The sequence below is a fragment of the Streptomyces sp. UNOB3_S3 genome, assembly GCF_020740895.1.
Taxonomy (GTDB): Bacteria; Actinomycetota; Actinomycetes; order Streptomycetales; family Streptomycetaceae; genus Streptomyces.
Genome location: NZ_JAILXP010000238.1, coordinates 1 through 11404 on the forward strand (window position 1 = coordinate 1; position 11404 = coordinate 11404).

General features: G+C 65.6%; 12 protein-coding genes, 1 tRNA gene and 1 pseudogene. 11 read left to right on the forward strand and 3 right to left on the reverse strand.

Going from position 1 to position 11404, the window contains the following annotated elements; translation table 11 throughout:
- The first annotated feature begins 118 nt into the window (after positions 1 to 118).
- From K6I33_RS23475 to K6I33_RS23500, 7 genes and pseudogenes are all read left to right on the forward strand, one after another.
- Positions 119 to 190: transfer RNA gene (locus K6I33_RS23475), tRNA-Arg, on the forward strand.
- Positions 191 to 351: 161 nt separating this feature from the next.
- The gene (locus K6I33_RS23480; protein WP_229356486.1) at positions 352 to 672 is read left to right on the forward strand and encodes a winged helix-turn-helix domain-containing protein; all 321 of its coding nucleotides are present in this window, start codon (positions 352 to 354) and stop codon (positions 670 to 672) included.
- A gap of 199 nt (positions 673 to 871) precedes the next feature.
- A complete protein-coding gene (locus K6I33_RS36665; RefSeq protein WP_374285675.1) occupies positions 872 to 1132 on the forward strand; it encodes a transposase in 261 nt (86 codons plus the stop codon).
- A gap of 691 nt (positions 1133 to 1823) precedes the next feature.
- A protein-coding gene (locus K6I33_RS23485) for an IS5 family transposase (protein ID WP_229356488.1) occupies positions 1824 to 2641 on the forward strand; the annotation gives its coding sequence in 2 pieces (ribosomal slippage) (positions 1824 to 2172 and positions 2172 to 2641; 819 coding nt in all).
- Positions 2642 to 2736: 95 nt separating this feature from the next.
- Positions 2737 to 3126: a hypothetical protein gene (locus tag K6I33_RS23490; RefSeq protein ID WP_229356490.1), complete on the forward strand. Its 390-nt coding sequence runs from the start codon at positions 2737 to 2739 to the stop codon at positions 3124 to 3126.
- Between the two features lie 42 nt (positions 3127 to 3168).
- Positions 3169 to 3743: pseudogene (locus tag K6I33_RS23495) on the forward strand (transposase family protein).
- A 192-nt stretch (positions 3744 to 3935) separates the two neighbouring features.
- Positions 3936 to 5027: a site-specific DNA-methyltransferase gene (locus tag K6I33_RS23500; RefSeq protein ID WP_229356492.1), complete on the forward strand. Its 1092-nt coding sequence runs from the start codon at positions 3936 to 3938 to the stop codon at positions 5025 to 5027.
- A 52-nt stretch (positions 5028 to 5079) separates the two neighbouring features.
- Here the strand turns inward: K6I33_RS23500 and K6I33_RS23505 are convergent, their stop codons facing one another.
- The 3 genes from K6I33_RS23505 to K6I33_RS23515 all read right to left on the reverse strand — a co-directional run bounded on the left by K6I33_RS23505 (position 5080) and on the right by K6I33_RS23515 (position 8310).
- Positions 5080 to 5763, reverse strand: coding sequence for a hypothetical protein (locus K6I33_RS23505; protein WP_229356494.1), 684 nt, complete (start codon positions 5761 to 5763; stop codon positions 5080 to 5082).
- A 413-nt stretch (positions 5764 to 6176) separates the two neighbouring features.
- On the reverse strand, positions 6177 to 7037 hold the full coding sequence (locus tag K6I33_RS23510) for a polysaccharide deacetylase family protein (protein WP_229356496.1): 861 nt from the start codon (positions 7035 to 7037) through the stop codon (positions 6177 to 6179).
- A gap of 151 nt (positions 7038 to 7188) precedes the next feature.
- Positions 7189 to 8310, reverse strand: a complete 1122-nt coding sequence (locus K6I33_RS23515; protein WP_374285678.1) for a diiron oxygenase — start codon at positions 8308 to 8310, stop codon at positions 7189 to 7191.
- 203 nt (positions 8311 to 8513) lie between these two features.
- Between K6I33_RS23515 and K6I33_RS23520 the strand changes: the two genes are divergently transcribed.
- The 4 genes from K6I33_RS23520 (at position 8514) to K6I33_RS23535 (ending at position 11391) form a co-directional block, all read left to right on the forward strand.
- Positions 8514 to 9452, forward strand: coding sequence for a diiron oxygenase (locus K6I33_RS23520; protein WP_229356498.1), 939 nt, complete (start codon positions 8514 to 8516; stop codon positions 9450 to 9452).
- A 71-nt stretch (positions 9453 to 9523) separates the two neighbouring features.
- Positions 9524 to 10246, forward strand: a complete 723-nt coding sequence (locus tag K6I33_RS23525) for a TetR/AcrR family transcriptional regulator (protein WP_229356500.1) — start codon at positions 9524 to 9526, stop codon at positions 10244 to 10246.
- A gap of 58 nt (positions 10247 to 10304) precedes the next feature.
- Positions 10305 to 11060: an AAA family ATPase gene (locus tag K6I33_RS23530; protein ID WP_229356502.1), complete on the forward strand. Its 756-nt coding sequence runs from the start codon at positions 10305 to 10307 to the stop codon at positions 11058 to 11060.
- Between the two features lie 34 nt (positions 11061 to 11094).
- Entirely contained in the window at positions 11095 to 11391 is a 297-nt protein-coding gene (locus K6I33_RS23535) for a hypothetical protein (RefSeq protein ID WP_229356504.1), read from the forward strand.
- Positions 11392 to 11404: the final 13 nt, after the last annotated feature.

Genomic DNA, 11404 nt, shown 5'->3' on the forward strand with positions numbered 1-11404 from the left:
GACAGCGACCCCCCGGCCCCCTCTTCCCACCTCTTTTCGATCAAGGTTGCAGGGCACCCTCCCGAAGCTGGTAGTGTTCTACCCGTCGCCGCGAGCGAAACCGCGAACCGGCCGACACGCCCCCGTAGCTCAGGGGATAGAGCAACGGCCTCCGGAGCCGTGTGCGCAGGTTCGAATCCTGCCGGGGGCACTTCGCTTGAAGTGCCGGAAGACCCTGTCATCAGTGAAAGCGCTGAGGGCAGGGTCTTCGTGTATGAGTAGGCGTATGCAGCACTGAGCGGCCCTAGCAGCGCTTCGTTAGACCTGCCGATCTTGGGGCGGTGGCCTGACCTCACAACGGCAGGTGCCTTCGTGAGCGTATCCGCATGGAAGTGTCCAGCCAGGGGCTCGCCGGGCCGCCCCAAGCTCAGCGAGGCGCTCTTCACGGTCCTGGAACAGGAACTGAACAACGGGCCAGTCGCGCACGGCAGGCCGGACCAGACCTGGATCCTGGAGCAGATCAAGCCGCCGATCGGGCGCCGACTCCACAAGAGCATCACGCTGTCGGCCATCGCCCAGGCGCTGCGGCGGCACAGCTGGCGCCGCCAGGTCCCGGCTCGCCGTGCGCTGGAACGCGACAGGCCCGCGTCTGATCTACCAGTCCATGACCCACGGGGACCACAAAGCCAATGAGCGCCGCAGCTTCGCCTGGACCGACTTCCGCGACCTGCTCGTCGCCGCCCCCAGCCAAGGGTCGATGTCACGCCTGTCATCCTCGGTATCACCACCCGTAAGGTCTGCATGCTGCGGCTGTGGTCGGCCCGTTGGACACCCAGCTGGACTCCCGCGTCTTCTCTGCCACCGGTGATGGATTCCCGGCAGCGCTGCTGCCTTGCTGGCCGCAGCCTGCGACAACCACGACCACCTCAAGGACAAGGCAACACTCGCCGCGTTGAGCGGAGTCAGCCCCGCTAAACGACTGTCCGGCAGGAGCCAGCGCCGCCGTCTGAACCGTGGAGGAAACCGGCAGGTCGACGCGGCACTCTTCCGAACACCCTGCCCTCACGCCTGCAATGGGAGGAACGGATCCGCGCCCACCTTCGATGGCGCACTACCAACGCAAGACCAAACGAGGGGGTCATCCGCTGCCTGAAACGCTACGTCGCCCGGAATATCTTCCAATGCGTCCCCGCCTTGCCCCTCAGCTCAGTGCCAACGACTTGATGATCCATAGAGGTATCGATCTCCACACCCATCGCGCCGCCGGCATGCGCTACTTCATCGCCCCGCATACCTTGATCACCTCCTTCCATCTGCCGCCCTATGCACCTGGCCTCAACCCGGTCGAGGGCATCAGGTCACTACTACGACGCAGTTCCCAGACCAACGCCGCCTTCACCGACCCCGACCAGTTCATCCGCCACCTGCGACATGACTTGCGCGAAATCCGATACCGACCCGGCCGAGACACCACGAAGCCCCTCGGCCCGTTTGGGCCGAGGGGCTAACGATGGAGGTATTTATCTACTCGTATTCGCGCAACGGCTCTTCGATTTTCCGGTTGTCGATCTCCAAGCGGCCGTCAATGTACTTGGCGTAGCGGCTCAGTAGAACCTTGACACCGTTACCTTCATGTTCGGCCATGGTCGGCGGGGAGCGCCAGCACCCGCGCTTCCTGCCACGTGGACGAGCCGACCACTCCCCCGCGCGCGTTCGTGAACAGGCTCCCGCCCCGTGTGGTGCCGAAGATGGCCAGGCGCTCCCGGAGGATCATGCCAAGCTGAGGCTAAAGCTTGTACCGAATAAGACCGTGTCCTATGTGGTGAGGCGGACGTTGTCCGGGCATGGGGCGGGGTACGTGGAGCTGGATCGTTCCGGACGGGTTGTGGGAGATCGCGAAGCCGCTGATCCCGCCGGACCGGGTACGGCCGCAGGGCGGCGGAACGGCGAACACGCCTGATGAGACGCTGTTTGCCGCGATCGTGTATGTGCTGGTCAGCGGGTGCGCCTGGAGGGCTCTGCCTCCGTGTTTCGGGGTATCGAAGTCCACCGCCCACCGCAGGTTCCTGATCTGGTCCCGGGCTGGTGTCTGGGGACGGCTTCACGAGGCCGTCCTGCACCGGCTCGACGACGCCGGCCTGATCGATATGACCCGCGCGGTCCTCGATTCCGCCCATGTCAGGGCTAAAAAAGGGGCGAACTCACAGGCCCGAGCCCCGTGGACCGGGGCAAGCCGGGTTCCAAGATGCACGTCCTGTCGGATGCGAACGGACTGCCCCTTCTCGTCGGGCTCTCCGCCGCCAACACCCACGGCTGTCAGGCCCTGAAGCCGATGGTGGTCGGCCTCCAAACGAGACACGACCCCCATCGGGGCAGGTACTTCAAGCCCCAGCGGCTGCACGCTGACAAGGCCTACGACCAGCCTGTCCTGCGGAAATGGCTATGGGGTAAGCGCATCGGCGTCCGCATCGCCCGCAAGGGCATCGAGTCCAGTGAGCGTCTGGGGCGCCGCAGGTGGGTGATCGAGCGCACGATGTCGTGGCTGACCGGCTACCACCGCCTCGCCCACCGCTACGAACGCCACTCCCGCAACTACCTGGCCTTCCTCGGACTTGCCGCCGCGATCTGCTGCTACAAGCGACTCGTCCTCCTCACCACATAGGACACGGTCTAAGTGTGAGCTGGGGCTTTACTTGACGGTACGGTCGTCGGATGGAGCCGAAAGAGCTGGACGAGTGCCCGTTACACGGGGCTGGCGTGCATCTTGAGTACCTGGTCGGACGGCTCCTTGAGCAGGTAGTCGCTTCGTGGCACCTGTGCGGCTCGGAGGCCTCGTCCGGCCCGTTGGACGTGTGGCTGATCGACAGTGAACAGGTCTCCACCCACGTGACAACCGGGTCGGACTGGTGCCTGACCGTGGAGAGGTCGGCCCCCTACGCGGGCTATGACATGGCGGAGTCGGGCCGAGTCGAGGTGGCCCTAGTCCGCAGCAAGACCCCGTTCGCGGGCCACCTCGGCGAGACGGTACGGGCGGTTAGCGAGAAGAGGGAACCGGGCACCGGACGGGTCGCGCTGGAGATCACCTTCGACTCCGGCCGTGTGCGGTGCGATACTCGGTCCGGGGTTCTCCGCCTGTCCAGCAAGTGATCAGCGCGCCAGTGCCTGCGAGAACCATGTGAGGACCTCGCCATGGCTGCTGTGCTCACGACGTCGCAGCCGTCCTGGGCAGGCCCTTTACCGGGCTCAGCCCGCGCTGTTTTGGCAGGCTGGTGACAATGCTGCGGCGTGAAGGGGCGGACACGGTCCGACGGGGCCGGCCGTGGAGCCTGCCGCTGGAGGACCGGGTCCTGCTGGGTGCGGCCTACTGGCGGATCAACTTGACACTGCGCCAGCTTGCCCCGCTCTTCGGCGTTTCCAAATCTTCGGCCGACCGCATCATCAACCACCTCGGCCCCTTGCTCGCGCTCCGTCCCCGTAAGCGGTGGTGCGGAGGCCGCCGTCGGGAACACCACGATGATCGCCGACGGCGGCTCCCGGGCACCGGGCTACTCGTTCCGCATCGCCGAGAACGGGGACAGGACGAACTGCCCGCCTGGCAGGAAGAGCACAACGCTTTCCACCGCAAGATCCGGGCCCGTATCGAGCATGCCTTCGCCCGTATGAAGAGCTGGAAGATCCTCCGCGACTGCCGCCTGAAGGACGACGGCGTCCACCATGCCATGTGCGGCATCGCCCGCCTGCACAACCTCGCCCTCGCCGGATAAGCAAGCAGACCGCACATCGACCACCCTTGCCCGCTCCGCTGAAGATCGCTTACAGGACAAGCCTTAGATAGAACGATCTATAGCACGCTACACAGCGTCACGAACCCACACTGTACGTGCCAAAGAGGGGCCGCCCCGTCCTTCAAGCTTCGTACGACGCAGGGCCGTCTCACCTACACTGTCTCTCTGCGGGTGCGCCAATGCGTCCTGAAAGAAGAGCGCGAGGGGTGGCAATTGTCTCCGAAAAATGAAATTCATCTGGGCGACTGCTTTGAGTGGCTAACCAGCATTCCAAGCGGCAGCGTTGACTGTGTCATCTCCTCGCCCCCTTACAACATTGGCAAATCCTACGAGTCGCGCCGGGAGCTTAACGAATACCTTGCAACCCAGCGAGATGTACTCAGAGAGTGCCACCGAGTACTCAAGGATACGGGGTCCATCTTCTGGCAGGTGGGAGTCTACGCCGATAAAGGCATGCACATCCCTCTGGATGTCAAGTTCTTCCCGATGCTCGAAGACCTTGGAATGATCCCACGGAACCGCATCGTTTGGGTGCGGCCGCACGGCCTGCACGCGAAGAATAAGTTCTCCGCCCGACACGAGACGATCCTCTGGTTCTCAAAGGGGGACGACTACCAGTTCTTCCTAGACGAAATTCGCGTTCCCCAGAAGTATCAAAACAAAAAGTCATGGCGCGGCGAAAACAAGGGTGAGCTGACCTGCAACCCGCTAGGCAAGAATCCGGGCGATATTTGGCTGTTCCAGAACGTGAAGCACAATCACGAGGAACAGACAATCCATCCGGCGCAGTTTCCGGAAGACATGGTCGCACGCATGCTTCTGGCGACAACCAAACCAGGCGATGTGGTACTAGACCCCTACATGGGAACCGGGACTGTAGCAGTTGTGGCTCGTGATAATGAGCGTAAATATCTAGGGTCGGAGCTAGACCCCATTTACCACTCAATCGCACAGCAGCGGCTCTCCGGAGAACCCGACTCCGACGGGATTTTCCCAAACCTGAAGACACTGAGAGACTACACAGAGCGCACGGGCGAGCCTATTGAAAAATTCCGCTTCCAAGTTCAGGTGGGAAAGAAGCCCACAGAGCGAGGAAAATCCAAGAGGTTTGACGAAGCGCATCACCTCGTAGAGCTTGAACAACGCCTTACGACCGAAGAGACAGCATTCGCTGAAAGGCTTCGGGGAGAGTCAGACGGGCTTCCCAGCCTGCCCGTACAATCGAAAAAGAAGAGCGAGTCTGAAACTTTGGGGCTTTTCTGATGCGTTCGGGCGGCAGCACATTGCATGCCGCCCGATATGCGCTTAGGAGCAGCTAGAAAGCCGGCGCTATCGTGGCAATGCGACCGCCAACCCGAGTACGGTCACGCCACGTAACTTGAAAAGTTTGCTCCTCACTGGAGACAGAACTGCGTGACGTGCGCCCCTTATACGTGTTCCAGGAAGCGTTCACAGTTTGAGTGTCGTGTGGGATAGTCAATCCGACTAGACGAATCGCGATATCAAGATCGAGTGATTCGAGTACGCTCTGCATCTGTGATTTACCCTGCTCGAAATACAGAGTGCTCTGAGAAGCAGGGAGGCAGCCACTCTTTGTCACGACAATCAGGGCCTTTGGGGGCGCCCCCATCCCCTCCAATTCTTGGCCCCTTCTTGCAACTACCTGACTCCGGATGATATTGTTCCACAGAAACGGATAGTTAGAAAACTGCCACTCCGCGAGAACCGTATTCTTACCCGCATCCCAATCGACTCCGAAAGCCCTCAGAGTTTCCGGAACGGGAATTTTGTTCCACCCATGCGCTGCAGTACTTTCCGTCAGGATCTTGTTCGTTGCCTTCGGGTCAAAAATCGCTTGTCCGCCCAGCCCATCCTGCCCACTTGGTTGCAGCTGCAGTTTTAGCTGAGATATGGCCCCTTCAATCTCTCGCCACTCACGCTTTCCTTCTGTGTCGAAAAACCTGTCCGCGTTGAAGAAGTCATGCACCTCGAACTGCATACGCAGTACCCACCCCTTGGACTACAGCAATATCATGTGACTGTAGATCCGCATGTTACAAGAGGAACTTGAGGCACGTCCCTTGAACAGGGAAACTTGCCGCCCCGAGGTCCGCCGCTCGCTTGTTACTCTCGACCGTCGGAGCAGTCAACACACAGCGGCTCGTCGCCAGCGGGGAGACTCAGCGGGAGGAGAGCACGTGCCCCCCCTACAGCGGGTGGCCTAGCTCCGAGACCGTGGACGAGTCGTGGCTGGATCGCCCACGCCAAGCCAGCCGCAAGGCGATTGCAGGCAGGACCCGTGAGGGCACAGAGCCTCTGCGCAGGTTCGAATCCTGCCGGGGGCACTTCGCAAGAAGTGCCGGAAGACCCCGCCGCCAGCCGCAGGGCTGGGTGCGGGGTCCTTTCGTGCGGTCACACCTTCGGGAACGCGAACCCGTAGCCCTCCCCCTTCAGCCAGTCGATGCAGCGGCCCAGGGCCTCGACGCTCTGGCTGCGGTCTCCGCCGCCGTCGTGGAAGAGGATGATGGGGCCGTTGGGGAGTTCGCGTTTGATGTTTTCCATGATGCGGTCCACACCCGGGCGTTGCCAGTCGCGGGTGTCGACGTCCCAGCCGAGGGGGCGCATGCCGTTGTCGGCCGCCAGTCGGCGGCTGTACGGGGTGAAGGCGCCGCCGGGGGCGCGGTAGTAGCGGATCGTTCCGGCAGGGCCGCCGCCGGACGCGTCCTCGATCATCTTCTTGGCGTCGAGGATCTGCTGCTTCTGGTAGTCCTCGGAGCGTTTATCCATGGCGGTGTTGTGGTCGACGGAGTGGTCGCAGAGGCGGTGGCCGTCGGCGACGACCTGTTTGACGAGGTCGGGGCGGGCCCTGGCCTGGGGGCCGATCATGCAGAAGGTGGCCTTGATGCCGGACTTCTTCAGCAGTTCCAGGACCTTCGGGGTCCACTTGGGATCGGGGCCGTCGTCGATGGTGAGGGCCACGGTCTTTCCGCCGGTCTCCGCCTCGTGGACGATCTCCGGGGAGACCGGGCCGGTCGGGGCGGCCGTCGCGGGTGTGCTGGGTGTGTTGGGTGCGCCCGGTGTGGTTGGTGGAGGGGGTGTGCCGCCCTTGCTGTCCGGAGTCGGCGTCGGGCCCTGGGCGATCGTTTCCTCACCCCGGGAGTTCCCCGAGCCCTCGGTGGCCACGGCCACGGTGCCCGATATCACCCCCGCGATGGCGATCACCCCTCCCGCCGCGATCACCAGATGCCGCCTACGGGCCGTCAATCGTGTCATGACTTCCCACACCCCCTCGCGCAGCTGAGTCAATTCCTGCCCGCGTAGGACGGCGATGTACCGCAAAGCGTTCCGTAACACGGCATCGCTCACAGAATTCAGACAGGACAGTCACGGATCCTCTGTAAAGTACCCGGTTGCCCCACTACCGTTACGCTTCCGCGATCGTCCGGGTGACCTCTTCCGTGCGGGCCGCCTCCTCGGCCGCGAAGCGGCGGGCGTCGAGTTGTTCGGCGATCTCCTCGTCCTGGGCCATGAGTTGATCGAGGCTGGCGTCGCCCATCTCGAACACCCCCATGTCCGCGTAGGCACGCTGGAGCCTCTCGCCCCACAGGCCGATGTCCTTCACACACGGCACAATGCGGCTGAACAGCAACTTCCGGAAGATCTGAAGGAATTCGGAGCGCTCGCTCAGCTCCACCGCGTCCGCCGCCGGCACACCGAAGTCGGCGAGGACCTCCTCACCGCGCAGCCGGTCGCGCATCAGGTAGCAGCCCTCGATGACGAATTCCTCGCGGTCGCGCAATTCGGCATCGGAAAGCTGCTTGTAGTACTCGCGCAATGCCATTCGGCCGAAGGCCACATGGCGGGCCTCGTCCTGCATGACGTAGGCGAGGATCTGTTTCGGCAGCGGTTTCTCGGTCGAGTCGCGCAGCATTCCGAAGGCCGCGAGGGCGAGGCCTTCGATCAGCACCTGCATCCCGAGCGAGGGCATGTCCCAGCGGGAGTCCCGCAGGGTGTCCTCCAGCAGTGAGCGGAGGCTGGAGTTGACCGGATAGACCATGCCGATCTTCTCCTGGAGGAACCGGCTGTAGATCTCCACGTGCCGGGCCTCGTCCATCGCCTGGGTGGCCGCGTAGAACTTCGCGTCCAGGTCGGGGACGGCCTCCACGATGCGGGTCGCGCACACCAGCGCGCCCTGTTCGCCGTGGAGGAACTGGCTGAAGTTCCAGGAGGCGTAATGGCGGCGCAGATCACGCCTGTTGTGCTCGCTCATCTTGTCCCAGTAGGGCGTGCCGAAGACGACGAGGTTCTCGTCGGGCACGCCGAGCGGGTCGTACGGGTCCACCTCCAGGTCCCAGTCGACGCGTTTGGAGCCGTCCCACTGTTTGTCCTTGCCCTTCTGGTAGAGGGCCAGGAGCCGTTCACGGCCCTCGTCGTAGTCCCAGCTGAAGCGTGCGGCCCCCGTCGCGGGGACCTCCCAGACGGACGGGCCGGGGTCGTGGCGGTAGAGGTCGCGCGTCATCGTGGACGCCTCCTGTCCCTCGCTCATCGGCTTCATCAGCGCTGTGTCATCAGCGCTGTCGGGCAGGTCATATGACTCTTTTGAAGGCTCACACGGGGTTACCGCCGGGTCAATGAGCCGTTCGAGGGGTCGGCTGGAACGTTTCCGCAACCCTTGACGGGCTTGCTGACAAGTAGTCTCATAAGGGCGTACCGCCGGTAGTCCAGTCCGACGATGAGGTGGCTTCCGTCATGGCGAGCGTTCCCGATGCCAGTGGTGTCCCCGGCGCCCGCGACGCGCTCGGCCCGCTCAAGGACCGTGAGCGGGTCGCCCAGCGGCTGCTCGAGTCCTCCGCCCGGCACTCCTTCGACCCCGACGCCGACCTCGACTGGGCCGCGCCCCTGGAGCCCGGCAAGTGGTACTGCCCGCCGGAGCTGGTCTCCCTCTACGGCACTCCGCTGTGGCGGCGGATGCCGGAGGAGCAGCGGATGGACCTCTCCCGGCACGAGATCGCCTCGCTCGCCTCCCTCGGCATCTGGTTCGAGATCATCCTGATGCAGCTGCTGGTCCGGCACATCTACGACAAGCCCGTGACCAGCTCCCACGTCAACTACGCGCTGACCGAGATCGCCGACGAGTGCCGGCACTCGAAGATGTTCGCCCGGATGATCGACAAGGTCGGCGCCCCCGCCTACCCCGTCGCCCGCCGCCACCACAATCTCGCCCGGATCCTGAAGACCGTCTCGACCACGCCGGGCTCCTTCGCCTGCACCCTGCTGGGCGAGGAGATCCTCGACCACATGCAGCGGCTGACCTTCCCCGACGAGCGCGTCCAGACGCTCGTCCGCGGCGTCACCCGCATCCACGTCGTCGAGGAGGCCCGCCACGTCCGCTACGCGCGGGAGGAGCTGCGGCGGCAGATGACCTCGTGCCCGCGCTGGGAGGCGGAGCTGACGCGCGTGAGCACGGGCGAGGCGGCCCGCGTCTTCACGGCCGCGTTCATCAACCCGCGGGTCTATACGAACGTGGGGCTGGACCGCCGCGAGGCCGTGGCCCAGGTCCGGGCCAGCGGCCACCGCCGCGAGGTGATGCGGGCCGGCGCCGGGCGGCTGACCGACTTCCTGGACGAGATCGGGCTGATGCGGGGCGCGGGACGGCGGCTGTGGCGCAGCTCCGGGCTGCTGGCCTGACCCCTGACGCCCTCTGCCACCGGGGTCCGGCCCGGCCCGCCGCCCGGGTCCGTCCCGTTACGCTGCGGTCCATGACCGGCAGCGGAACGACCTCCTACCGCAGGCTCGGCGTCGCCGAGCGCCGTGCCCAGCTGATCGCCACCGCCCTCCGGCTGTTCGCCCACCGCGTGCCCGAGGACGTCTCGCTCGACGACGTCGCGACCGCCGCCAAGGTCTCCCGCCCGCTGGTCTACCGCTACTTCCCCGGCGGCAAGCAGCAGTTGTACGAGGCGGCCCTGCGCAGCGCGGCCGACGAGCTGGAGCAGTGCTTCGCCGAGCCCGAGGCCGGCCCGCTCACGGGCCGGCTCGCCGCGGTCCTCGACCGCTATCTCGCCTTCGTCGACGAGCACGACGCGGGCTTCGCCGCCCTGCTCCAGGGCGGCAGCGTCGCGGAGACCTCGCGGACGGGCGCCATCGTCGACGAGGTGCGCCGGGCCGCCGTCGCCCAGATCCTCAGGCATCTGTCCGTGCCCGAGCCGGGGGTGCGGCTGCGCACCATGGTGCGCATGTGGATCACGGCCGTCGAGGCCGCCTCGCTGATCTGGCTGGACGAGGGGAAGCGGCCCCCGCTGGACGAGCTGCGCGACTGGCTGGTCGACCACTTCGTGGCGCTGCTCGTGACGACGGGCGCGGGCGATGCCCAGGTCGCCGCGGTGGCCCGCTCGGCGCTGGCCCGGGAGCCGGCCGACGGGCCGGTGGGCGACCTCGCCCGCCGGGTGCTCCCCCTGGTCGAGGACGCCGGGCACCTGCTCTGACCTGCGCTCACGCGCCTTTCCCGGCCTGTTGTCAGACCCCGCCCCTACGCTCGTACGCATGCTCGTGAACCGCGCTTACGTACCGCCCGAGCTCGTCGGTGACGACGAGGCGGACGCCTGGCCCTGGTCGGTGCCCTGTGTGAAGGAGCTGCTGGCCGACGGGATCGTCTTCGACGCGCCCGTCACCTTCCTCGTCGGGGAGAACGGCTCCGGGAAGTCGACGGTCGTGGAGGCGATAGCCGAGGGGTTCGGGCTGGACGCGCGCGGCGGCCGGGCCGGGCGGAAGTACGGCAACGACCGCCCGAAGACGGTCCTCGGCGAGCGCGTCCGCCTCGACCTCACCTCGCGCGGCGCCCGCATGATGAGCGGCCCGCGTACGCGGAAGAAGGGCTTCTTCCTCCGGTCGGAGACGGCGTTCGGCCTGATGGAGACCGTGTGGGGCCTGCCCGGCTACTGGGAGGAGAACACCTCCGAGATGAGCCACGGCGAGGGCTTCCTCGCGGTCTTCGAGGCGATGTTCCGGCAGCCGGGCCTGTATGTGATGGACGAGCCGGAGGCCGCGCTGTCCTTCGCGTCCTGCCTCCGCCTGGTCGCCCTGATGCACCGGCTGGGGCGCTCCGGCGCCCAGGTCGTCTGCGCCACCCACTCGCCGGTCCTGGCCGCCACCCCCGGCGCCCGGATCCTGGAGGTGGGCGAGCACGGCATCCAGCCGGTGGAGTGGCGGGATCTGCTGCTGGTCGACCACTGGCGGCGCTATCTGAGCGACCCGGAGGCCTATCTGCGGCACCTCATACCGGCGGGCGAGCGCGGCTGACGGAGACCGACGGGGTCTGATGGAGACTGGGGGCGTGAGAAGCGAGAAGACGCCCTTCGAGGGCGGTCCCCTGGACGGCCGGGTGCTGGACGTCCTGCTGGGCCTCAACGGGCTGCCGCCCAAGAAGTACGAGGTGCCCGTGCCGGCCGAGGAGGCCGGCGCGGCCCCCACCGTGTACGTCTACCGGCGGGAGCCGGCGGCCGTGACGCGGCGCCTCGGGCTCCCCAAGGGCTGGAAGTACGCGTACGACCCGGAGGGGAAGCCGGGGATGGAGCTGAAGTGGCCCTGGTCCCGGCCGTCCCACCCGCCCCACCCGCCTCGCACGGACTGATCGACACCGCCGG

Excerpts from the sequence above, each read along its gene's own strand:
- K6I33_RS23515 (WP_374285678.1), bottom strand. The coding sequence starts at position 8,310 with ATGAGCGAGGGACAGGAGGCGTCCACGATGACGCGCGACCTCTACCGC.
- K6I33_RS23505 (WP_229356494.1), bottom strand. The coding sequence starts at position 5,763 with ATGCAGTTCGAGGTGCATGACTTCTTCAACGCGGACAGGTTTTTCGAC.
- K6I33_RS23520 (WP_229356498.1), top strand. The coding sequence starts at position 8,514 with ATGGCGAGCGTTCCCGATGCCAGTGGTGTCCCCGGCGCCCGCGACGCG.
- K6I33_RS23525 (WP_229356500.1), top strand. The coding sequence starts at position 9,524 with ATGACCGGCAGCGGAACGACCTCCTACCGCAGGCTCGGCGTCGCCGAG.
- K6I33_RS23510 (WP_229356496.1), bottom strand. The coding sequence starts at position 7,037 with ATGACACGATTGACGGCCCGTAGGCGGCATCTGGTGATCGCGGCGGGA.
- K6I33_RS23530 (WP_229356502.1), top strand. The coding sequence starts at position 10,305 with ATGCTCGTGAACCGCGCTTACGTACCGCCCGAGCTCGTCGGTGACGAC.